We start from the raw sequence: 22509 nt of genomic DNA, 5'->3' as shown, positions 1-22509 counted from the left end.
TCAGTTTTTCTTTTTGAGTTCATCCAATAACATTTCAAGGTCCTCTACGGTCATCTCATTTTTTTCTACAAGAAAGGAAACAGCGCTTTTATAAGAACCTTTAAAATAGTTTTTTACAAGGCTTTTCATGGTTTTCCCGGAATACTGCTCTTTTGAGACCAAGGGGAAATACTCATGTTGCCTCCCGTAGATCGTATAATCCACGAATTCTTTCTCCTTCAATACTTTTAAAATAGTAGAAACAGTATTGGTATGCGGTTTAGGTTCAGGAAAAAGATCAAGAATATCCTTCAGGAATCCTTTTTCAATTTTCCACAGGTACTGCATCACCTGCTCTTCTGCTTTCGTTAAAGTCTGAATTTTCATATCCTTTTCATTTATCATTATTACCGATATAAAATCAAAAAACCTTATATCACTAAGAAATTAGTTATACAAATGTAGAAATAAATCTTATTCAAACAACTATTTTTTTAGTGATAAAAATTAAACTTACGTAAGACACTGAAAATCAATCAAATATTTTTTATTAAAATATGTTAATTTTTTAAAGCTATGAATTTATCACCTGTTTAATCTACAGAAAAATTATAATTTATACCCGAAATTCTTAAAACTTGTTAATTTTTATTAAATAAGATTAAAATGGATTTGTTTAAACTGGGAAAATATATTTATTTTAGTGCTTTAAAAAATTCTCATGAAAAGATATAATTTATTGATTGTACTATTATTGCTTGTTTTTAATGTTGCTACTGCCCAGAAAACGAAGAAAGATTCCCCGGCTGCGGATCTAAGTGTTCTCAAGGAAACTAAGACTAAAATTGAAAATACCGTTCCTCTTGTGATCGGGCATCTTCAGGCAATAGCTACAAAAGAAGGAGACAACAATATCCTTACCAACGGGAAAATTGCTTTGGGAAAAGAATATGGAATTTTAGAGTCCGAATGGCGTTTATACAGAGGGAATATGAAGAACTGCATCCTTAATAACTCTTCAAAAAAAGCCAAAAAGTGCATGGAATATCATACCCAGTACCTGCGAAATACCTTCATCAATTATAAAAATTATATTACTTACCTTACTAAAAAGAATGGTTATTTAGGAGTAGAAGGCGATACCAAAATAGACTTCAACCCTTCTGAAATCACCACCAAACTCAGCGAAGCTTATTTTAATGCCAATGATGCCGCAGGAAGAATGAAAGGACAGCAAAAAACAGATTTTCTTGGGCAGACCATGTCCGAAGAAAACAACCTGAGACCTTACGCTGAAGTCGCACAATAGATCATATCATTCTCCGTATCTATATAATCCTGCCTAAAGCAGGATTTTTTATTTCAATCTCATCGGCAGAAGACCAGCCCTTTGCGGATATCGATATTAAAATTGTTATCAATATCTTGCAGCAATAAGTCCTTAAAATTAAATTACAGCTATTTCAGTTTATCATACAGCATCTTGGTCACAACAGCCCCAAACAGATAATAGGCTACTGTCATTACTTTTTTCCGGGTGGTTTCGTTGACAGGTGAACTGTCCAGTCCCATTTTTTCAGGTAGAGCCAATGCACCTAATCCCATTAGCAGGCCTGAAGCCAGGTTGAAGCCACCGGTTGCCGTAGTGGCATAATAAATCCCGTTACCCAGAACATCGCCGGCAAGAGTAGCCGCGTAGAGCTGATCTTCGTTTGTCACCGTTATATTTACCTTATCCAAGGCTTTATTCAGTGCCTCTTCCCCTACTTTATTCACTTCGGGAACATCATCAAAATTTTTTCTTATTACTTCATGCAGAAGGCTGAGTGCGATGGCACCTCCGAGCCCTGCTAAAAATTTCTTGTACATAATATTTTGGATTTAGTTAGTGTCATCTTTCATTTAATTTTATTACTTCTTTACCCCTGATCACCCAATCCGTTTATGTTCCCATCCTAGTAGAATATCAGAACATTTTTATTAATCCTCCGGCGGTTTTTTCTATTCTGAAATATTTTGGATTACCGGAGCTGATTCTTATATTATGCTTTTCTAATTACATCTGCATAAATTAAGCCATAAAATAAAGTTGCAATTAATATTAAAAAATTTAATTTCTTTTGTCCAAAAAATAAAATCTAATTGTCATTAAGATATAACAACCAAAATTAAATTTCATGAAACCAAGAATTAATTTACTTGAAAAAGGTAAAAAGGCACTCACTCCGATATTCGGGATCAATCAGTATCTGAAGCATTCCACCATTGACCGGAAGCTTATGGAACTTATTGATTTCAGAATTTCACAGATCAACCAATGCGCTTACTGCCTGGACATGCATTCAAAGGAGCTCCGTGCCATGGGCGAAACGGAACAACGTCTTTATGGATTAAGCGCATGGAGGGAAACTCCCTATTATACAGATAAAGAAAGAGCTGCTCTGGCCTATGCGGAAGCAGTAAATACCTTTCATGTTTCTGATGAGGTGTACGAAGGGGTAAAAGCGCATTTTTCGGAAGAGGAAATCATTGATCTCACTTTAGCGGTCAATGCGATCAATATCTGGAACAGGTTTAACATTGCATTTCAGCAGGTACCCGGCGATTATAAGGTAGGTATGTTCGGGTAGTCCCGAAGATATTCAGAATGATTTGAATAAGAGGGTCACGGTGTGGTCCTCTTTTTAGATTGAATCTTCCCGACAATGGCAAAAAAAATTGATAGGAAATCTAACATCAATAACTTTCACTTGGCCCATAGCCTGTTGAATTTCCGGCTATGCCATATAAAAAAGAATCGGTGCAACATGATTACACCGATTCTTCTTAGTAGCGGGAACACGACTCGAACGTGTGACCTTCGGGTTATGAGCCCGACGAGCTACCTACTGCTCCATCCCGCGGTATATTTTCTGAACGCTTACCGAGAGCGCTGTTCTTAGTAGCGGGGACACGACTCGAACGTGCGACCTCCGGGTTATGAGCCCGACGAGCTACCTACTGCTCTACCCCGCGATGTATTTTCCGGAACGTTAAAAATAACGTTTACTTAGTAGCGGGAACACGACTCGAACGTGTGACCTTCGGGTTATGAGCCCGACGAGCTACCTACTGCTCCATCCCGCGATATTGGACTGCAAATATACGACATTTTTTTGAAATTCCTAATTTTTCTTTTAAATAAAGGACTTTTATAAAACCTATCCAATTATTTGTATCTTTGTTTTATGGCAAAAATATTAAAAATATATCCTGAAAATCCTCAGGAAAATCTTATAAATGAAGTTATTAGGACTCTGAATAACGGTGGACTGATCATTTATCCGTCTGATACCGTCTATGCTTTAGGCTGTAATATTTTTGACATCAAAGCAATGGAGAAGCTGGCTCAGCTGAAAAAAATAAAACTGGAAAAAGCCCAGTTTTCCATTATCTGTAATGATCTGAGCCATCTTTCAGACTTCACTCGTCCCATAGAAACATCGGTATTCAGGTTTTTGAAAAGTCATCTTCCGGGACCGTTCACTTTTATTCTTGAGGCTAACAAAAGCCTTCCTCTAGCCTACAAAAACCACAAGACAATCGGTATCCGGGTTCCTGATCATCCGATCCCTCAGCTTATTGTTGAGAAGCTGGGTCACCCGATCGCTTCAACATCCATTAAAGATGATGATGAGATCATTGAATATTCCACCGATCCCGAACTGATCGCTGAAAAATATGATCACCTGGTAGATATTGTCATTGATTCCGGATACGGAGATAATGTTGCTTCTACCATTGTTGACCTAACTTCGGGAGAACCTGAGGTCATCCGTCAGGGAAAAGGACATATCTGATCATACTCATGACGGACATCAGAGTAAGTCTGATGCCGTTGCAGGGATTCCCTTGTTTATTTTATTTAATCTTACTTTTTTATGAAAATAATTACATCTCCTGCCAAACTGATGAATATAGAAAATTCAACAGATCTGCTGAAGACCACCACACCTAAATTCATTGAAGAGGCAGCTTTTATACAGTCCCATTTAAAGCATAAATCACCAAAATATCTTTCGGAACTGATGGAGATCTCATCCAAACTGGCAGATGAAAACTGGGAAAGAAACCAAAAATGGAAGTCAAAACCCACGGCCAAGGAATCTGCACCGGCCATGTTCGCTTTTACAGGTGAGGTCTACCGGGGTCTGGATGCCAAAACGTTAAATAAGGAGGCCGTAGATTATTTGCAAAAAAACTACAGAATACTTTCAGGCTTGTATGGCCTGCTGAAGCCTTCGGACAAGGTAATGCTGTACAGGCTTGAAATGGGAAGGCCTTTTGAGTTCGACCAGTACAAAAATCTGTATGAATTCTGGAAAGATAAAATTACTGACCAGCTTAATTCCGAAATGAAGAAAAATGAGATCCTCCTACACCTGGCCAGTAATGAATACGGAAAGGTTATAGACCGTAAAAAACTTAATCATAAGGTCATTGATTTTGAATTTTATGAATTAAAGGACGGAAAGCCAAAGACCATCGTGGTGTACACCAAACATGCAAGAGGACTGGTGGTGAGATTCTGTGCGGAAACCAATGCCCGGACATTGGATGACGTAAAGGCTTTCAACTACGAAGGTTACCTGATTGATGAAGAAAGGTCCACCGATACCAAACTGGTTTTTACAAGATAAATGACCATTTCAGAGCTTAAAAAATTCTTTATCACAGAACTTTCCGGTATGTACACAGAATCGGAAAGCACATTTTTATGTTCGGTTTTCATTCACAAGGTTGTCGGCTTTGACCGCTATCACCAAAGGAGATTCTCCGGGCAGGAATTATTGACCGACGATGAAATACAGCTGAAAAAGATCATTTCAGAGCTAAAGACAGGCCGTCCTTATCAGCATATCCTGGGTGAGACTGAATTTTTCGGGATGTCCTTTTTTGTGGATCAGCATGTCCTTATTCCACGCCCTGAAACGGAAGAGCTGTTGGAAATGGCGATCCGTGAAATTCAAGGATCAGGGATGCCATCCCGGTTTAAAGTACTGGATATAGGAACCGGAAGCGGAATAATCCCTCTTGTATTAAAAAAATATTTTCCGGAAGCGGAGGTACATTCCATCGATTTTTCTGAAAAAGCACTGCAAACAGCCAGGAAAAATGCGGAATTTCATCACCTGGACGTTCATTTCATCCATGATGATTATCTCAGCTATCATCTTGTAGAAAATTATGATATCCTTATTTCTAATCCTCCGTATATAGGAATTGAAGAGGAGCATGAAATTGCAGATTCAGTAAAGGAGTTTGAACCTAAAATGGCTCTGTTCTCCCCTACTGCGGATGCCCTGCTTTTCTACAGGAAGATCGCGGAAGATGCCGAAAAGCACCTGAATAAAAACGGGCTTCTGTTCCTGGAGATCAACCAGAAATTAGGGCCGCAAACCCTGGACCTATTCCAGGGCCAATTTTCGGAAGTATCGCTGATCAGGGATCTGTCTGAAAATGACCGGTTCATTTACGGCAGAAAATAATCTGGCTAAAAATTGAGCTAATCAAGCTCTAAGCCGGTTAATGCCCCATGCTTCTGAAATATTCAATCGCATCGTTAATTGCTTTTTCTACCGGCTGATATCGGATTTCGAGCTCTTCAACAGATTTTTGTCCGGAATAAAAGTTATCGGTCCTGAGTGCTTTCATATGGGCAGAGCTGATTCCTGTTTTAATTTTCATCATCCTTAAGCCATCCCCGATAATTCCGAGAAATATCAATATCCAGTCCGGAACAGGCACCATTACCGGATTCTGACCGGTTATTGCATTCACTTTCCTGAAAAAATCTATGTATCTTAAGTTCTCATGACCCAGAAGATACTTTTCTCCGTTCTTTCCTTTTTTGAGAGCCTTTACAATGCCTTCGGCAACATCCTCAGCATGAACGAAGTTTTTTCCGCCCCGGGGATAGAAGACCAGCTTCTTTTTCCAGGTCCAGAATATGATTTTCCCAGAGCTAGGTTTATTATCATATGCTCCGATCATAAAGCAGGGGTTCAGGATGATCACTTCCGTGGCTGTTTTGGCTTGCAGGAGATAATCCTCGGCCTCCAGCTTGCTTTTGGCATAAAAAGAGTGGGTAAAGGGATATTTCTGTGGCTTATTTTCGTGGCCCGGCTTTTCCAGGCTGCCATATCCTAAAGTATTCGCCGAACTTATGAACAGGAATTTTTTGACCCCGGAACTCACAGCCTGCGAGAACAAATGTACCACGGCATGATAATTAATTTTCCTATAGCTTTCATAATCCGGGAGATTCTGACCGGTTTCCGCTGCCACATGAATAATGTATTCCACATTTTCGAGAAAAGGCGAGATATCTGTGAACAGATCCCCTTCAACCAGCTTCAGGTTTTCATTTTCCTGACCAACATACCTGCTTTTCTTGCGCACCAGAGCAATAACAGAATAACCATCATTTAATAATTTAAGTAAGACATTATATCCTAGAAGGCCGGTAATACCGGTTATAAAGACTTTTTTCATGTATTTATCTCTCTTTTGATCGCGTTGGTCATCAACGGCAATTTAATCCAAACAGGCAGAATTTTCAATAGCATCCAGCTCAGCGGGTTCACCATTATCACCGTATCTCTTTTCAGAAGCTGATTGATGCAATAGTCTGCCACCTTATCGGGATCCAATAAGGTAAGCTTACCTAAAAAACCCTGTTTCTCAATCCTTTTACAGACATCCGGGTTGGTAGCCATTGCCCCCGGGTTCACCACACTTACAAAAACATTGGTATGCTTTAGCTCTTCATACAAGCCTCTGGAAAAAGAATGAATAAAAGTTTTGGAAGCGGGATACACGGTTTTAAATCCAATGGGTGAAAACGCGGCCATGCTGGAAACGTTCAGTATATAAGCCTCCGGCTGCCGCATCAGATTGGGTAATAGCTGATGGGTAATCAGCGAAGTGGCCGTAACATTCACCTGTAAAATGGAATTGATATACTCAGGGCTGGCCTCCATAAACTTTCTCGTCCCACCCAACCCCGCATTATTGATTAAAATATGAATATTGTATGAGCTGTTCAGCCAATCCGTCAGTTTGAAGATATTTTCATTTACGGAAAGATCCACTTCATAATAATCCGTTTTCACCTGATACCTTCTGGCTATTTCCCGGCTTAGCTGGTCTACATCCTGACCCGGAAGACTTATCAAAATAACATTCATCTTTTTCTTAGCCAGGTTTTTAGCAAATGCTTTTCCCAATCCCCGGCTTGCTCCTGTGACGACGGCAAATGATTCCTTAGTGTTCATAAAAATCTATTTTCTGATACAAAAGTATCATCCGGAAACGGTCTGCAGGTTCCGGATTATCCGGATGAACGCATTTAACCTGCAACAATAAACACCTAATAAACAACAGGTTAAATATTAGCAAAGTAAAGATTTATAAATCCGAACTCATTTTTTTGAACTCGGAAGGGGTCTGGCCGGTGAGCTTTTTAAAAGTGGTGTTAAAGGAGGTTTTTGAATTGAACCCTGATTCATAAGCAATACCCAGAATCGACAGCTTATCATTGCTGTCATCCTTTAACAGCTCTTTGGCATGCTCAATCCTGTATTCATTAATATACCGGAAAAAGTTTTTTCCGAATCCGGTATTGATCACATATGATAAATGGTGGGAAGAAACTGAGAGCAGCTCGGAAAGCCTTATGAGATTGAGCTCACTGTCAAGGTACGGCTTTCTGCTTTCCATTAAATGTTCCAGCTGGGTCTTAATTCTTGCCAGTTCTTCATCTGGGATAAGTTTTTTCCTGTTTTCGCCGCTTTCGGGATCATCATTAATGGAAATAAGCTCTCCACGCTGTTTTTCTCCGACAGGATAAATTTCTTTCTGTTTCAGGGAATAGTAAGCGATAAAATAAATCACCAGCAGAAAGGCAATATTGATAAAAGCATTTAATGAGGTGGAATTGTATGACAAATTATAGATGACATAAACGATATTGATGATGAAGATCACCAGAATGATATATTCAAGCCAGTTCAGATTGATGCCTTCCGTATTGGCAGAGAACTGCTGGATCCTTTTCTGGTGGTTCCTGACGGTAAGATAGGAAAATCCGGTATAAAACAATGCCTGCAGCAATATCAATCCTATAAAGACCAATTCAAAAAAGCTCCGGCTTATAAGGTTTTCAAAAGACTGAAGCAAGAGGTTGGTCAGAAAAATTACGGGAAGGATAAAGTATTTAAGGTCTGATATCTTAAATTTAAAAGAGGGATTGGTATACAGCAGCACACTGAAATAGAAGACCACCGGTGTAAGAAACTGAATGAACTGTACCCATGGTATGGAATGAACCTGTATCTGATAGCCCGCCACAAGTGACAAGACCTCATCAAGCCAGAAGCTCGACCATAAAAAAAGGAATATCCCGAACCAAAAGTTGGCTTTTCTGTTTACCTTAAGGGGATTGATAAGTTTAAGCAAAGTAAGCAGGACCAATGACCCATAAATAAGTATCACGATGAAACGGTTTAACTCTGATGTGTTCATTGGTCCTGATCTTAAGGGTTGATTTTTTAACCTATTCTTTTCCTTATAAAGATCTCATAGCTCAGATAAATGAGGGGAAGCGACATGATTCCTAAAAACAACGCGTTGCTTAAAGCCAGATCCGGATGCAGCAATATGGAGTAAACAAGCCCAAAAAAAGCTCCTCCCAGGTGAGCCGAATGCCCGAGGTTATCCCACTGTTTCGGATTAAGCATCATGTACACGGAATACCCGAAGTATAGGGTACCGAAGATCCAGCCCGGTAAAAAGTTGACACTGATTTCATTAGGAGCCATGGCAATGGATGCGAATATGATCCCTGAAACAGCTCCTGAAGCCCCGATCGCTGAATACCAGGGCTGCTTTTGGTAGATAAGCAAGCTGAACAGATTCCCCAGGATCATTGATCCAAAGTAAATAATCAGAAATCCTATATTCCCGAAAAAGTAGGTCACGACTCCCTGAAAGAGATATAGGGAAAGCATATTGAAAAATAAATGCATAAAATCAGCATGAAGAAAAGCTGAGCTGATCAATCTTACATATTCTTTCCGGGCAGCTATCGCACTGACATTAAACTTATATTTTTCAAACATTCTAGCATCATTGAACCCTATATAACTAATGATACAGGTAGCAGCTATTATTATTAAAACAATTAGATTCATAATTTTTAATTTTCTGTTTCATCATCCTGGAATAAATCTCCGATCACGCCGCCTTCATCATCAGCTCCTTCCGGTATTTCCGGCTCTTCATAGGCTTCCGGCTCTTCCTCAGGCTCAGGTACTGTAATATTAATGGCTTTCACCTTAAATTTTGTAAACTGGTTACCGATGGCCTTGATTCCCTTCACTGCAATGAACTCATCAATATTTATTGTTTCGGGCTCACGTTCCTTACCTTTATCTTTTGCAAAAATAATTTCTGCGGTGGCATCATTGGCCACGATCACATTTTCAATAAAGGATTTCGGATGGTCTGACGGCATGAAGGTCTGCACGTTGGATGTATTTTCCAGCAGGAACCTTTTGATAAAGTAGATTTCCTTCTCACCGTCATAATATATACAGGTAACCGGCTGTTCCGGCTTCCATTTTTCCAGGATCAGGTATTCATCATCAAAGCGGTTACCGAGATCAAATGATACAAGCCTGGCCTCGCCATGGGTATTGATCGTAAGGATCTTGTCGTCTCCTTTAAAGCTTCCGAACAGGGTTCCTCTTCCGTCTGCATTCAGTCTTCTTACCGTATCATCAAACCAGATTTTTCTCGGGGCCAGTGTAGAAACGCCTTCTTCTTTCAGATCCACCTTTTTTACTGCATATTTGGTCACCAGATTCCCTTTTGAATCACGTCCTTTGATGGCCAGCTCAGAGAAATCGATATCCATTTTATTTTTTCTGATCCTCGGATTCGGTTTCAGGAGAACAGTTACGGTTTCCGCTTCACCATTCGGGTTGGCAGAGAAATACAGCACTTCTGAGCCTTTTTTATCTGAAGCCAGAGGGTAGTCTGTATTTCTCGTAACTCCTGTTACGGAGAAACGTTTCATATAATAAGGTCCTTCTTTCCCTTCGCGGTAAATCATATTGTAAACGGTTCTTTTATCATTCTTCTTCCATACCGCCACATGCAGGATGTCTTTTCCTATAAAAGTTTTGGCTTCCACTTTCACCACTTTCATGCTTCCGTCCTTTCTGAAGGTAATGATATCATCAATATCCGAACAGTCAAACAGATACTGGTCTTTTTTCAGGGATGTCCCTATAAAGCCTTCTTCAAAATTGGCATAGAACTTTTCATTGGCTACGGCTACTTTAGTGGCATCTATGGTATCAAAAATCCTGAGCTCGGTTCTTCTTTGCTTGTCTTTCCCGTATTTTTTCTGAATATTCTGGTAATATTCAATGGCATAAGCCACAAGATTAGAGAGATTGTATTTCACCTGTTCTATTTTGCCCTCCAGGGCAGCGATATTTTCCTTAAACTTATCCAGATCGAATCTTGAGATCCTTTTGATCCTGATCTCCGTCAGCTTCAGGATATCTTCTTCGGTTACAGCTCTCAAAAGGTGCCCCGTATGAGGCTTCAGCCCTTCATCGATGGTTTTCAGAACCTCTTCCCAGGTTTTAACTTCCTCAATATCATGATAGATCCTGTTTTCGATAAAGATCCTTTCCAATGAAGAAAAATGCCAGCTTTCCTGTAATTCATGTAGCTCAATCTCCAGCTCCTTCTTAAGCAGGGAGACCGTATGATCCGTATTCATTTTCAGGATTTCTGAAACGCTGAGGAACATTGGCTTATCTCCTACAATGACGCAGGCATTGGGAGAAATGGTTACCTGACAGTCTGTGAACGCGTACAGCGCATCGATCGTTTTATCCGGTGAAACATCATTATGAAGATGGATGAGGATCTCTACGGTATCAGAGGTATTATCCTCAATTTTCTTGATCTTGATCTTTCCTTTTTCATTGGCTTTTAAAATAGAGTCGATCAGGTCACTAGTAGTCTTCGAATAAGGCAGCTCTGAAATTACCAGCGTATGTTTATCAATCTGCCCGATCTTAGCCCTTGCCCGCACTTTTCCTCCTCTCTGCCCGTCATTATATTCCGAGACATCCAGGTAGCCTGCGGTAAGAAAATCCGGGAACAACTCAAATTTCTTACCCTTCAGATAGGCTACGGAAGCATTGATCAGCTCATTGAAATTATGTGGGAGAATTTTGGTTGAAAGCCCCACACCAATCCCTTCCACTCCCTGTGCAAGCAATAAAGGGAATTTTACCGGAAGATCTATCGGCTCATTGTTCCTGCCGTCATAGGATTTGGCCCATTCAGTTGTTTTAGGATTAAAGACCACCTCAAGAGCGAAAGGAGTTAGCCTTGCTTCAATATACCTTGCCGCAGCCGCGGAGTCGCCGGTATAGATATTTCCCCAGTTTCCCTGGGTATCTATCAGCAGTTCTTTCTGGCCAATCTGCACCATGGCGTCTGTAATGGAAGCATCACCGTGAGGGTGATATTTCATGGTGTTTCCTACAATATTGGCTACTTTATTGTAACGGCCATCTTCCAACTCACGCATAGAGTGCATAATTCTACGCTGAACGGGCTTGAAGCCGTCATATACAGACGGGATCGCCCTATCTAAAATCACGTAAGAAGCATAATCCAGAAACCAGTCTTTATAAAGCCCGGAAACCTTTTTTAAACTTTCGCCCTCATGCGAATATTCTTCTATCATTATCTAATACCTTTTTTCTCGTTATTAGCTTTTATTACTTTATTTAAAGAGAATTTTAATTCGTTTGTTTCTTTTTTCGTCAGATATGAAATTTCATATTTTAACATTGTAGTACCGCTGTTTTTACTTGAAATTGTTACATATAATCTTTTTATGAAGAAAATTCTTACAACCTCATAGCTGATCAGTTTATATTTAGGAAATTCATCACTTAACGGTCTGTCCAGAAAGGGAATGATATTCCTGTTTCTGAAATGAAGGGCTTCCCCGTCACTATCATATTCAAAAATCTGCCGTCCATTCAGATAAAAAAGTCCTAACAGAGCGAATGGTATGATAATCAATAAAATACTTTCCCATCCCAAGATGTCAAACTTGTATTCTTCCAGGAAGAATGCTCCTATACCCATTATTGCCATTACAATAAGCAAGGTATTAAAAAAGCTATAAACCGAAGCTTTATTACGGTTACTCAGTCTCATATGATAATTTAATATTTGTTTCTGTTTCTTAGTTTTTTTTTCCGATCATTAATGGTGTTTAGTTGTTCATATTATTCAGTTTATCTGTCAGTTGTTGCCTCTTCCAGCACCTCTTTTTTATCAATATCAGGATCTTCCACCACGAGGTTCTCGAGGATGAAGGTCTGTCTGTCCGGAGTATTTTTTCCCATATAGAATTCCAGCAGCTGGTCTATGGTCTGATCCTTACCCACGACTACCGGTTCCAGACGGATATCTTTGCCTATAAAATGCTTGAATTCATCAGGCGAGATTTCCCCTAATCCCTTAAACCGGGTTATCTCGGGATTCTTTCCTAATTCATTCAATGCTTTTATTCTTTCTGCTTCTGTATAGCAATATCTTGTTTCTTTCTTGTTCCTTACCCTGAATAACGGCGTTTGAAGAATATAGAGATGTCCGTTTTTGATCAGGTCCGGAAAGAACTGCAGGAAGAATGTGATCATCAGCAACCGGATATGCATCCCGTCCACATCGGCATCTGTAGCAATGATCACCTGGTTGTATCTCAGATCTTCAAGGCTTTCCTCAATATTCAGGGCTGCCTGGAGGAGATTGAATTCTTCATTCTCATATACCACTTTCTTTGTCAGTCCATAGCAGTTCAGGGGCTTTCCTTTCAATGAGAATACGGCCTGGGTTTCCACATCCCTGGATTTTGTAATGGATCCGGATGCAGAGTCTCCTTCGGTGATGAATATCTGGGTTTCCCCTTTTCTCTCCGCTTTCTGGTCATTGTAATGCTGCCTGCAATCCCTGAGCTTTTTGTTATGGAGAGACACTTTTTTGGCTCTTTCCCTCGCAAGTTTCTGGATTCCGGAGAGTTCTTTTCTTTCTCTTTCCGAAATCAGGATCTTCCTTTGGATGGCTTCCGCAATTTCAGGATTTTTATGTAAAAAATTATCCAGCTGGCTTTTTAGAAAATCTATGATAAATGTTCTCACGGTAGGCCCGTTGGGTCCCATATCATTTGATCCCAGCTTTGTTTTGGTCTGGGATTCGAAAACGGGTTCCTCCACATTGATGGAAACCGCTGCTATGATAGATTTTCTGATATCAGAAGCATCAAAGTTCTTATTGAAAAATTCTCTGATGGTCTTCACATAAGCTTCACGGAACGCATTAAGATGGGTTCCTCCCTGGGTAGTGTTCTGCCCGTTTACAAAAGAGAAATAGGTTTCGGTCTGGGATTTGTCTGAATGGGTGATGGCCACCTCAATATCATGATCTTTCAGGTGGATGATCGGATAAAGGATATCGCTTTCCAGCTCTTCCTCCAGCAGATCTTTAAGGCCGTTTTCGGAATAATAGGTTTCCCCGTTAAAAATGATCTTTAAGCCCGGATTCAGATAAGCGTAATTACGCAGCATTCTTTCAATATATTCCTTCCGGAATTTGAAATGGAGGAATATTTCCGCATCCGGAATGAAAGAGATTTCGGTTCCGTTCCTGTCTGAAGTATCTTTTTCCTCATGATCCTCTACAATAAGTCCACGTGAAAACTCAGCGGTCTTCATCTTCCCGTCCCGGAAAGACCTTACACGGAAATAATCTGAGAGCGCATTTACCGCTTTGGTACCCACACCATTCAGCCCGACAGACTTTTTGAAGGCTTTGCTGTCATATTTACCACCGGTATTCATCTTAGACACGGCATCCACTACTTTTCCCAAAGGAATCCCCCGGCCAAAGTCACGGATGGTGACTTTGCCGTCGTCCAGTTTTATTTCAATTCTTTTTCCCGCTTTCATTCTGAATTCATCAATCGAATTGTCCAGAATTTCTTTTAACAGGATATAGATACCATCATCAGCAGAGGAGCCGTCTCCCAGCTTCCCGATATACATACCGGGACGTAAACGGATATGCTCCTGCCAATCAAGGGTTCTGATATTATCTTCGGAATAGATAGGATTTATTTCTTGTGACATATATAATTTCAGCAAACATACAAAAATACGAAAATTGGATAAACTTACAGGAATTTTACGGGTTCAATTTTTCTTAATTTTTTTTTTCATGTATTGCATTATTATCAACCAAATTATATATTTACAGTATTATTCAATATTTTGTGAAAAAAATATCTGCATTTTTTCAATTTTGCCTGCTATTATTATTTCCTTCTTTACTTTTTGCCCAAATCCCCGGATTGGTAAACTATAGTGAAAAGGAAGGACTGAACAGCTCATATACCTATAAGCTGAACCAGGACTGTAACGGTTTTATCTGGATAGGCAGCGATAACGGCTTATTCAGGTTCGATGGTAAGGAATTTAAGCAGTATGATAAAAAAAGCGGGTTGAAGAATCTGGAAATACTGGCCTGCTTTCCCATGTCGAACGGGGAAATCTTCATCGCTCCTTTTCTTAATGATTTCGCCTATATCAAAGACGGCAAAGTCATTAATTCTGATGTGAACAGGGAACTAAAAAAAATTAACTTTATCCATAACTCCAATTTCTTTTATCAGGATACTGAGTCTCTTATTACATTCAACACTTTCGCCCCGAAGAATATCTATATTTACAGGCACGGAAAAATAAAGGTCATCCCCATATCCCTGAATAGCAGGCTCCTGAAAAATGGTTATGCATTTGGCATCGATATGTCTAAAAATCTGCTTTATATTTCAGACCAGGACCGGGAATCAAAAGTCATGGCTTATGATATTAAAACCCGGAAGATTATTCCCTACAATATTCCGGTTAAAAAATCCAGATTAATCCAAAGGAAAGGTGATTTTTTTCTTTTTAGCCGGGACCACGGCTTTGATGTGTATAAGCAGGAAGGTAAGTTTCATTTCAGGAAAATTCAATCTTTTTCCACCCATGAAAATATTTACCAGCAGTATATAGACAGAAACTACAGGGTATGGCTTAGTCTGGAAAAAGGAGGCACATTGTATTTCAGGGAGTCATTACTGGAAAACAGGAAGTTTACAGCGCCTGTACGCTTTCTGGACAACTATGTTATCAATGATGTCATGGTAGACAGGGATAACAATGTATGGTTTTCTACCAAAAACAACGGTATTTATTTCATTGCCCACAGGTTCTTCAGAAACTACGTCCATTCACCTGTAAAGAACAATTCGGCTTATATTACGGCCATTGCCAAAAATGACAAAAACATTATTGTAGGTTATAACGAGGCCAAAAGCGGGATCCTGCATACGGATGCCATAGAGGACATTCTCCTGGAAAAAGACAGGAAAATCGAGCACAAGGCCATCTATGCCAAGGGAGACATCATCATTTTCGGTATGAGCCTGGGTATCGTTCAATACAATACAGCCACGAAAAAGAAAAGCCTATTACGATACTACGGCTTAAAAAATATGATTCCGTTCGGGGACGATTCCGTGCTGTTTTGTACCAGTGAGGACCTCGTCATCTATAATTATATTACCCGCACCTACGTTGAAGGCAAGTCCAAAGAAAGGGTCTACACTGCCTTGCCATATGCAAAGGACAGCCTGTTTTTCGGAAGTTTCAGAGACCTGTACAAGCTGAATATCCGGACAAAAAGGAAGAAGCTGTTTCTGGAAGGCTATTATTTTAAAGATCTTAAACAATTGAAGCCGAATGTGTATGTAGGCGCTACCAATCTCAACGGAATTGTTCTCTTCAATAGCAAAGGAGTTATCCGGAAAATTACTGAAAATGACGGACTGGTGACCAGCCAGATCAAGAAAATTGAGGTGGAAAACGGAAACACCTTCTGGGCCAGCAGCAATTCAGGACTGAGCAGGATCGAGATAAGGAATAACCGGCTAAGGATCAATAATTTTACGCAAACAGACGGTCTTCCCTCCAAAGTGGTAAACGGATGCGTGATCAGGAATGATACGGTATATGCAGGTACTTCAAAGGGGCTGGGAATACTCCCTGTGAGGGATTTGATCTCACAACAGAAATTCGTCAACAAAAAAGCCATCATCAATTCTGTTGTCATCGGAAACAGAGAAATCTTTGACCTGAAAAACGGTATTCTTACGCAAACTCCTGCCAATGATCTCACTTTCAATTTGAGTTTCCCGGACTATGCATCCCAGGGTAATATCAGCTATAAGTATAAGATCGAAGGCCTTAACAGCTGCTGGCAGACCAGCAATGCTTCTAAAATCATATTCAATTCCATTCCTCCGGGTAAATATGTTTTCAGGGTCTTAGGATTGGACTATAACGGGAAACAGTCCTACGCATCAACGGATCTTCCTTTTGAGATTGAACCTCATTTCTGGCAAACCTGGTGGTTCAAGCTTTTATCCATCTCTGCCGTTTCTTCTGTTCTTCTGGTGCTGATCACTTTATATCTGCAGAAAAAACGCAATAAAAAGATGGAAAAGCTTTATTATGAAAAAAAGATCGCAGAGCTCGAGCTGCAGGCCATAAAAGCACAGATCAATCCTCATTTCATTTATAACTGCCTCAACTCCATACAGTTTTTACTTTATAAAAAAGATTACCCGGAAACGGAAAATTATCTCGATGTATTTGCACAGATCATCAGAAAAACCCTTCATTATTCGGAAAAAACCTTCATGCCAATAAAGGAGGAAACAGAATATCTTTCTTTATACTTAAACATGGAAAAATTACGTTTAAAGGAAGAGTTTGATTACACCATTAAGGTCTCAGAAAAGGTAAATAAAAACTGGGTTATCCCTTCCCTTTTGATACAGCCTTTTGTTGAAAATGCCATTAAGCATGGTGTAGCCAGCCTTAAAGACCGGAAGGGACATATTGAGATTTCTTTTGACTTCACCGGTCATTCGTTATGCATTGTCATTGAGGATAACGGCGTAGGTATCGACAACCGCCCCGGCGGAGCAGGAAGGTCCGATTCCTTCGGGGTAAAACTGTCTCAGAAAAGAATTGAAACCTTCAAACAGCTTTTTGATACGGATATAATCCTGGAGATCAATAATCTGTCTGAAAAAGAGCAGCGACCCGGCACACAAATAAAACTATATATCATACCTTATGAAAACCAAAGTACAAACATGCATCATTGATGACGAAAAAGACGGAAGAGATTATATTTCTTTACTTCTGAAAAATGAATTTCCCGAAATTCAGATTGCATTCCAGGCCTCAGGCGTGGAAGAGGCCTTTGTGTATCTTGCCAGGAACAGCCCGGATATTCTTTTTCTCGATATCCAGCTGAAGGATGGAACCGCCTTTGATCTGCTGTCAAAGCTTAAGGAAATCGACTCCCAGATCATTTTTATTACAGCTTTTGAGCATTTCGCCATTCAGGCCATTAAAAACGGGGCTACGGATTATCTTTTGAAGCCCATCAAAAAAGTAGATTTCATCATAGCTATCCAAAAAGCCCTTGAAAACATCCGGAAAACCAGGATCCTTTCTACAGGCCATCAAAATCACCATAAAATAAGCCTTCCCACCCTTCAGGGATTCAAGCTTACCAATATCACCGATATCGTCCGGTGCGAGGCAGATTCCAGCTATACCATCTTTTATCTTGCTGACAGAACCAAAATCATGGTTTCCAAGACCTTACATGAATTTGAGGAATATCTTTCCGAGCATAATTTCTTCAGAATCCATCACAAACATCTCATCAACCTTTCCCATCTGAAAGAATATATTAAAGGAAAAGGAGGGCAGGTCATTATGACCGATGACTCTGTGCTGGACGTCTCCGTAAGGAGAAAGAATGACTTTTTACAAAAGTTCACCTGATATGCATATGGGCTCATTTCCGGAATACAATTGATCCTTCCGGCAACACAGGATCAGCACTTCAATACTTTTGAGCGCCCTGAATTGTTTGACATCAGGAAAATGCGACCAAAAGATTTAAATCATAGTAAAAACAATACCACTCTTTCAGGGTGGTATTGTTTTTATAAACATTTATTCAGCAAGCAAACACACTTAATCAAAATTCACGCACACTTAATTAATCATCATACCGTGATATGGCAAATCCCGATAACTTTATATTGTCAAACTAACTAAATCAGATATTTATGAAAACAAAAAAACTTTTAACCATTCTTGGAGTAATGGCTTCCCAGTCTTTATTTTTTTCCTGTAGTGAAGACGCATTAAATACTCAGCCTGAGCATACAGCGGCTTCCAAAACAACTTTAAAAACTACTGTGCTTAATTTTAAAAGCGGGAATTATTTTACTAATCCACAGCCGATCAATACCGCCTTTAATTTTATCAAAGCAAAAATTTCCCAACAAGGGGCCTCGTATGTTTTAACCCAGTCGGATCTTACCGAATTTTATGATAAAGCCCAAATAGATCCTACCGAAAGGCTTACTTTGGATCAGATGAATGCAGTCATCAATGAGACCATGAATATGATGCAGACTCCTTTTGATCAGGCTATTCAGCAATTAAACATTTCTGATGCGGCTAAATCGCTGGCCATAACCATAGATACAGGCTCAATACATAATCTGGAGTTCAATGCCCTTTATATCAATCTTTCTGACCTTGAAAAAGCCATGATTAAAAACCTTAATGATTTTAAATTTAATGTGGAACAGGGCTATTACGCCATCAGCCCCATTTATACGGGCAAACAACCGGCCTGGATTACGGGAGGTATGATTGGCATGGCAGCGGGTGGAGTCATAGGCTATGTAGTCGGAGGACCTGTAGGAGCTCTTATCGGGGCGGGAGCCGGTGTGGTTGCTGGAATTGTTGTAGGGGCAATTGTGGGTGCCAAATAAGCCATGATGCTGAGATGCTTCAAATATGTCTTTGCTATTATGGGCTTTTTGCTCATTATAGTAGTTTTCTCCTTCCACAAAGATCCGTCTTTAAATGGCAGGATCAAAGAGCTGAAATTTGAACGTCAAACAATTTATCTGATACAGAGAGGAACTACCGGAAAGCTCGGGGGCCTGGCAAAGGATTTCAATATCAGGAATCTATATGCTTCTCATCTGGGCATAGGTTTTTTAGAAAACAATACCCTGAAGATATATCATGTCTATGTAGACAAAAACCTTAGGCAAAATAATTTGTATGTTGAAAACATCAGTGAATTTATAAAGCCGGAGGACTTAAATTACCTTTCTATTTGGCAGCTTCAGGACATTGACCGGAAACAGTTCAACGATATCAGAGCAGCTCTCATCGAATCTGAAAAGCAAAACATTCTTTTTGATTTCAACTTTAATGAAAGCAATAACGCGTATTACTGCTCAGAATATATCGTGGAGGAACTGAAAAAGAGCAATATCGAAATCATGAAGGACCACAAGAAAAGTATTACGGGAATGGCAAGGCAAATCTTAAAAAGAGATACCCTCACCTACTATCCTGTAGACGGATTCGAAAATACGGGCAAAGCAGCTAAAATATTCGAATGGATCAAATAGATCCGTTGACTTAAAAAATAACCTGGTGAAACCAAAATTAAATGAGTATCAATTTTTAAAGTTTTTATTGGCTTTTGATCTACAAAACCAATGTTTATTATGGTAAGAAAGTATTTTTTAGCAATGTATTTCCTCTTAGGAAGCTTAATACTTAGTGCACAAAATCCATGCTCAGACTTTAATGATGCATCCAACCCGGCAGGGAACTGGGCACCGGCTCCGGCTCCCAACGGAAACGTTAGCGTAGGATTTGGCAGCCCCAATCCTTTAGATGGCACACAATACCTGATCTTAAAAGATCTTTCCGGCGGCTCATGGTATCAGAATGATACTGATTTCAAAAGCTTGGGAAAAGAGCATCTGGGACAATGCCTTTATTTTGACTTCTACATTGAAAACGACAGTGGCTATAACCAGCCCTATCATCCGAACATTACCCTGTCTGACGGAACCAACAGCGCTACGTTCGTAGCTAATGTGACGGTAACTCCCGGAAGCGGATGGGTACGTGTAAAAGCTCCTATACAACTGGCTAACGGCGGCCCTCTTCCGAGCAATTCAGACGGGGCATGGACCATGAACCCGGTGGATCCCGTTGCTTTTGACAATATCATCATGAATACGGCCACCATAGGAATAAGCCCTGATATGACTTCTACCCAACAGGAGGTTGTTTATTTTGACAACATCTGTGTAAAACCTTGTGAAGGCTGTAATGAATGTAATTCCAACTTTAAATTCCAGTCGACAACCAGCACTTCAGGCAATTATACCATCGGGCAGGTTTTCCTAGAAAGTACCAATTCACCAGGTATGTATAAGGTGGACTGGGGCGATGGGGTTACCTCAGATGTCCTTACTTCCCATGTATATGCCAATCCGGGATCTTATAAAGTATGTGTAACCCAGTATGAGGGCGACAAGCCTAAATGCTCAACCTGTATCGTCATTTGTATCCCGAAACCTTCCGAACCCGGACAAACAGGAAAAACAGCCTATAATAATCTTGTTTCCCCACTTAAGGAAAACGCAAGTATAGCAAGGGCTGAGCTTGAGGGAATAAATGGAACAAAGGAATATTTCCTGGTTCCGAACCCTGCCAGCAACTATGTGGATGTACAAACCAATTTATCTAAAAAAGGATCGGTTTCCATCAGGATTGTGGATGCTTCCGGAAAAGTAGTGGCTGAAAAATCTGAAACTGTAGATAAAGGTCGCCAGAGCATTAAGGTTAATACAGAAAAGCTTATACAGGGAATGTATATTGTTGAAGTAAGAGTTGAAGGCAAAACATCTTCCCAGAAACTCCTGATCTCGAAATAATAAAATAAATAGAATAAGTGATAAGAGGCCATATAATAATGGTCTCTTACTTTTTATCTTATTATCAAAAAAATAAATTAAATTCGGGGTATAACAAAAATACAGCTCAATGATACAACTTCCCCTTTCCAAGCTATCGAATATCGGAACCACTATCTTCAGCCAGATGACCCAGCTGTCCAATGAAAACCAGGCCATCAATTTATCCCAGGGCTTCCCTGACTTCATGCCCGATACCGAGCTGCTGAATCTTACCGATCATTTTATGAAAAAAGGATTCAACCAGTATGCTCCCATGGGCGGGATAATCAGCTTAAAGGAAGAGATAGCACGAAAAATAGAGACCAGCCACCGGGCCATTTACCACCCGGATTCTGAAATAACAATCACCGCAGGGGGAACCCAGGCCATTTTTACGGCTATAGCAACCTTTGTAAAAAAAGACGACGAAGTAATTATTTTTGAACCGGCCTATGATTGTTACGAGCCTACGGTAGAACTCTTCGGCGGAATTGTAAAGCGGGTTGAAATGAAAGCCCCGGCCTATGAACCGGACTGGAATAAGGTAAAGGAACTGGTAAGCGATAAAACAAAACTGATCATCCTCAACAATCCTAATAATCCTTCCGGAAAAATTTTAAAAGAGAAGGACATACAGGCCCTGATCAATATTGTAAAAGATACTTCCATATTGATCCTGAGTGACGAGGTATATGAAAATATCGTTTTCGACGGAAAGCAGCATTTAAGCCTTTGCCGATATCCTGAGCTGAAAGAAAGAAGCCTTCTGGCAGCCTCATTCGGAAAGCTTTTCCATGTCACCGGCTGGAAGGTAGGATACTGCGCCGCTCCTAAGGTGTTAATGGATGAATTCCGAAAGGTACATCAGTTCAATGTTTTCTCTGTCAATACCCCTATCCAGATGGCTTTGGCAGAGTATATGAAAAATGAGGATCATTATAATCACCTGAACCAGTTCTTCCAGGAAAAAAGAGATTTTTTAAGGTCAGGCCTGGCCAATACCTCTTTCGAGTTGCTGGATTGTGAAGGCACTTATTTTCAGGCTGTCAGGTATGATAAAATTTCAGATAAAAACGATTTTGATTTTGCCGGTGAACTAACGGTCAATCATAAGGTTGCCACGATTCCCTTTTCTTCATTTTATAAAAATAAGCTGAATGAGCACGTAATCCGTCTGTGTTTTGCCAAAAAGCAGGAAACTCTGGAGCAGGCCATTGAGAACCTGTCCAAATTATAAATGGCCGTTTCGCTCCTGCACATAAGGCTCCCAGGCACTTTCATTGGATTAATCCATATGCAAAAAGCAGTAGAAGCTTCTACTGCTTTTTAATAATTATGCCGGGCTTTCCTTTAAGGAAATAATAAAAATAATAAAAAGACCATCCGGAGCTTTCATGGATAGATAATTATTTGATCAAGTTCAATGGAATTATTATTCTCTCTGATTCTTTCCTGAATCTTTGTGGAAATGGTTC

At 40.0% G+C, this 22509-nt stretch carries 20 protein-coding genes and 3 tRNA genes; 11 read left to right on the top strand and 12 right to left on the bottom strand.

Features of this window, described 5'->3' with window-relative positions; all coding sequences use genetic code 11:
• A complete protein-coding gene (locus ABMQ40_RS13365; RefSeq protein ID WP_370900417.1) occupies positions 1–366 on the bottom strand; it encodes a BlaI/MecI/CopY family transcriptional regulator in 366 nt (121 codons plus the stop codon).
• 334 nt (positions 367–700) lie between these two features.
• On the opposite strand from ABMQ40_RS13365, the gene ABMQ40_RS13360 reads away from it, so the two are divergent.
• Positions 701–1288, top strand: coding sequence for a hypothetical protein (locus tag ABMQ40_RS13360; RefSeq protein ID WP_370900415.1), 588 nt, complete (start codon positions 701–703; stop codon positions 1286–1288).
• Positions 1289–1437: 149 nt separating this feature from the next.
• On the opposite strand, the gene ABMQ40_RS13355 is transcribed toward ABMQ40_RS13360, so the two are convergent.
• Entirely contained in the window at positions 1438–1848 is a 411-nt protein-coding gene (locus tag ABMQ40_RS13355) for a hypothetical protein (protein ID WP_370900413.1), read from the bottom strand.
• Positions 1849–2156: 308 nt separating this feature from the next.
• Between ABMQ40_RS13355 and ABMQ40_RS13350 the strand changes: the two genes are divergently transcribed.
• Entirely contained in the window at positions 2157–2609 is a 453-nt protein-coding gene (locus ABMQ40_RS13350) for a carboxymuconolactone decarboxylase family protein (protein ID WP_370900411.1), read from the top strand.
• Between the two features lie 200 nt (positions 2610–2809).
• Here ABMQ40_RS13350 and ABMQ40_RS13345 read toward each other — a convergent pair.
• From ABMQ40_RS13345 to ABMQ40_RS13335, 3 genes are all read right to left on the bottom strand, one after another.
• Positions 2810–2882, bottom strand: a tRNA-Met gene (locus ABMQ40_RS13345).
• Between the two features lie 39 nt (positions 2883–2921).
• Positions 2922–2994: transfer RNA gene (locus tag ABMQ40_RS13340), tRNA-Met, on the bottom strand.
• 38 nt (positions 2995–3032) lie between these two features.
• Positions 3033–3105: transfer RNA gene (locus tag ABMQ40_RS13335), tRNA-Met, on the bottom strand.
• A gap of 101 nt (positions 3106–3206) precedes the next feature.
• On the opposite strand from ABMQ40_RS13335, the gene ABMQ40_RS13330 reads away from it, so the two are divergent.
• From ABMQ40_RS13330 to prmC, 3 genes are all read left to right on the top strand, one after another.
• A complete protein-coding gene (locus ABMQ40_RS13330) occupies positions 3207–3818 on the top strand; it encodes an L-threonylcarbamoyladenylate synthase (RefSeq protein ID WP_370900409.1) in 612 nt (203 codons plus the stop codon).
• Between the two features lie 81 nt (positions 3819–3899).
• Entirely contained in the window at positions 3900–4658 is a 759-nt protein-coding gene (yaaA, locus tag ABMQ40_RS13325) for a peroxide stress protein YaaA (RefSeq protein WP_370900407.1), read from the top strand.
• On the top strand, positions 4659–5507 hold the full coding sequence (gene prmC / locus ABMQ40_RS13320; RefSeq protein ID WP_370900405.1) for a peptide chain release factor N(5)-glutamine methyltransferase: 849 nt from the start codon (positions 4659–4661) through the stop codon (positions 5505–5507). It abuts the gene before it with no gap.
• A gap of 37 nt (positions 5508–5544) precedes the next feature.
• On the opposite strand, the gene ABMQ40_RS13315 is transcribed toward prmC, so the two are convergent.
• The 7 genes from ABMQ40_RS13315 to ABMQ40_RS13285 all read right to left on the bottom strand — a co-directional run bounded on the left by ABMQ40_RS13315 (position 5545) and on the right by ABMQ40_RS13285 (position 14249).
• A complete protein-coding gene (locus ABMQ40_RS13315) occupies positions 5545–6513 on the bottom strand; it encodes an NAD-dependent epimerase/dehydratase family protein (protein WP_370900402.1) in 969 nt (322 codons plus the stop codon).
• A complete protein-coding gene (locus ABMQ40_RS13310) occupies positions 6510–7295 on the bottom strand; it encodes an SDR family NAD(P)-dependent oxidoreductase (protein WP_370900400.1) in 786 nt (261 codons plus the stop codon). The genes ABMQ40_RS13315 and ABMQ40_RS13310 overlap by 4 nt, the downstream gene beginning before the upstream one ends.
• Positions 7296–7428: 133 nt before the next feature.
• A complete protein-coding gene (locus ABMQ40_RS13305) occupies positions 7429–8544 on the bottom strand; it encodes a helix-turn-helix domain-containing protein (RefSeq protein ID WP_370900398.1) in 1116 nt (371 codons plus the stop codon).
• A 26-nt stretch (positions 8545–8570) separates the two neighbouring features.
• The gene (locus ABMQ40_RS13300; protein WP_370900396.1) at positions 8571–9212 is read right to left on the bottom strand and encodes a rhomboid family intramembrane serine protease; all 642 of its coding nucleotides are present in this window, start codon (positions 9210–9212) and stop codon (positions 8571–8573) included.
• A gap of 5 nt (positions 9213–9217) precedes the next feature.
• Positions 9218–11797: a DNA gyrase/topoisomerase IV subunit A gene (locus ABMQ40_RS13295; RefSeq protein WP_370900394.1), complete on the bottom strand. Its 2580-nt coding sequence runs from the start codon at positions 11795–11797 to the stop codon at positions 9218–9220.
• Positions 11797–12279 (bottom strand): hypothetical protein, encoded by a 483-nt coding sequence (locus tag ABMQ40_RS13290; RefSeq protein WP_370900392.1) that lies wholly within the window; start codon positions 12277–12279, stop codon positions 11797–11799. The genes ABMQ40_RS13295 and ABMQ40_RS13290 overlap by 1 nt, the downstream gene beginning before the upstream one ends.
• An 80-nt stretch (positions 12280–12359) precedes the next feature.
• Positions 12360–14249, bottom strand: coding sequence for a DNA topoisomerase IV subunit B (locus ABMQ40_RS13285; RefSeq protein ID WP_370900390.1), 1890 nt, complete (start codon positions 14247–14249; stop codon positions 12360–12362).
• Positions 14250–14470: 221 nt separating this feature from the next.
• Between ABMQ40_RS13285 and ABMQ40_RS13280 the strand changes: the two genes are divergently transcribed.
• The 6 genes from ABMQ40_RS13280 to ABMQ40_RS13255 all read left to right on the top strand — a co-directional run bounded on the left by ABMQ40_RS13280 (position 14471) and on the right by ABMQ40_RS13255 (position 22271).
• On the top strand, positions 14471–17338 hold the full coding sequence (locus ABMQ40_RS13280) for a sensor histidine kinase (RefSeq protein ID WP_370900388.1): 2868 nt from the start codon (positions 14471–14473) through the stop codon (positions 17336–17338).
• Positions 17307–18029: a LytR/AlgR family response regulator transcription factor gene (locus ABMQ40_RS13275; protein WP_370900386.1), complete on the top strand. Its 723-nt coding sequence runs from the start codon at positions 17307–17309 to the stop codon at positions 18027–18029. The genes ABMQ40_RS13280 and ABMQ40_RS13275 overlap by 32 nt, the downstream gene beginning before the upstream one ends.
• Before the next feature lie 290 nt (positions 18030–18319).
• Positions 18320–19036 carry a hypothetical protein gene (locus ABMQ40_RS13270; protein ID WP_370900384.1) on the top strand — a complete coding sequence of 239 codons (717 nt, stop codon included), beginning with the start codon at positions 18320–18322 and terminating at the stop codon, positions 19034–19036.
• Positions 19037–19039: 3 nt separating this feature from the next.
• Positions 19040–19690: a hypothetical protein gene (locus tag ABMQ40_RS13265; RefSeq protein WP_370900382.1), complete on the top strand. Its 651-nt coding sequence runs from the start codon at positions 19040–19042 to the stop codon at positions 19688–19690.
• Positions 19691–19789: 99 nt separating this feature from the next.
• On the top strand, positions 19790–21013 hold the full coding sequence (locus ABMQ40_RS13260) for a T9SS type A sorting domain-containing protein (protein WP_370900380.1): 1224 nt from the start codon (positions 19790–19792) through the stop codon (positions 21011–21013).
• A 109-nt stretch (positions 21014–21122) separates the two neighbouring features.
• Positions 21123–22271, top strand: coding sequence for a methionine aminotransferase (locus tag ABMQ40_RS13255; RefSeq protein WP_370900378.1), 1149 nt, complete (start codon positions 21123–21125; stop codon positions 22269–22271).
• The last annotated feature ends 238 nt before the right edge of the window (positions 22272–22509 follow it).

Source organism: Chryseobacterium gossypii (assembly GCF_041361455.1).
In the GTDB taxonomy this organism is placed as follows: domain Bacteria; phylum Bacteroidota; class Bacteroidia; order Flavobacteriales; family Weeksellaceae; genus Chryseobacterium; species Chryseobacterium gossypii.
Note: the sequence above shows the minus strand (reverse complement) of the source record. Positions and strands in the feature narration are given on the sequence as shown.

Coding starts and splice junctions, on each gene's coding strand:
- ABMQ40_RS13365 (WP_370900417.1), bottom strand. CDS start 366: ATGAAAATTCAGACTTTAACGAAAGCAGAAGAGCAGGTGATGCAGTAC.
- ABMQ40_RS13360 (WP_370900415.1), top strand. CDS start 701: ATGAAAAGATATAATTTATTGATTGTACTATTATTGCTTGTTTTTAAT.
- ABMQ40_RS13355 (WP_370900413.1), bottom strand. CDS start 1,848: ATGTACAAGAAATTTTTAGCAGGGCTCGGAGGTGCCATCGCACTCAGC.
- ABMQ40_RS13350 (WP_370900411.1), top strand. CDS start 2,157: ATGAAACCAAGAATTAATTTACTTGAAAAAGGTAAAAAGGCACTCACT.
- ABMQ40_RS13330 (WP_370900409.1), top strand. CDS start 3,207: ATGGCAAAAATATTAAAAATATATCCTGAAAATCCTCAGGAAAATCTT.
- yaaA (WP_370900407.1), top strand. CDS start 3,900: ATGAAAATAATTACATCTCCTGCCAAACTGATGAATATAGAAAATTCA.
- prmC (WP_370900405.1), top strand. CDS start 4,659: ATGACCATTTCAGAGCTTAAAAAATTCTTTATCACAGAACTTTCCGGT.
- ABMQ40_RS13315 (WP_370900402.1), bottom strand. CDS start 6,513: ATGAAAAAAGTCTTTATAACCGGTATTACCGGCCTTCTAGGATATAAT.
- ABMQ40_RS13310 (WP_370900400.1), bottom strand. CDS start 7,295: ATGAACACTAAGGAATCATTTGCCGTCGTCACAGGAGCAAGCCGGGGA.
- ABMQ40_RS13305 (WP_370900398.1), bottom strand. CDS start 8,544: ATGAACACATCAGAGTTAAACCGTTTCATCGTGATACTTATTTATGGG.
- ABMQ40_RS13300 (WP_370900396.1), bottom strand. CDS start 9,212: ATGAATCTAATTGTTTTAATAATAATAGCTGCTACCTGTATCATTAGT.
- ABMQ40_RS13295 (WP_370900394.1), bottom strand. CDS start 11,797: ATGATAGAAGAATATTCGCATGAGGGCGAAAGTTTAAAAAAGGTTTCC.
- ABMQ40_RS13290 (WP_370900392.1), bottom strand. CDS start 12,279: ATGAGACTGAGTAACCGTAATAAAGCTTCGGTTTATAGCTTTTTTAAT.
- ABMQ40_RS13285 (WP_370900390.1), bottom strand. CDS start 14,249: ATGTCACAAGAAATAAATCCTATCTATTCCGAAGATAATATCAGAACC.
- ABMQ40_RS13275 (WP_370900386.1), top strand. CDS start 17,307: ATGAAAACCAAAGTACAAACATGCATCATTGATGACGAAAAAGACGGA.
- ABMQ40_RS13270 (WP_370900384.1), top strand. CDS start 18,320: ATGAAAACAAAAAAACTTTTAACCATTCTTGGAGTAATGGCTTCCCAG.
- ABMQ40_RS13265 (WP_370900382.1), top strand. CDS start 19,040: ATGATGCTGAGATGCTTCAAATATGTCTTTGCTATTATGGGCTTTTTG.
- ABMQ40_RS13260 (WP_370900380.1), top strand. CDS start 19,790: ATGGTAAGAAAGTATTTTTTAGCAATGTATTTCCTCTTAGGAAGCTTA.
- ABMQ40_RS13255 (WP_370900378.1), top strand. CDS start 21,123: ATGATACAACTTCCCCTTTCCAAGCTATCGAATATCGGAACCACTATC.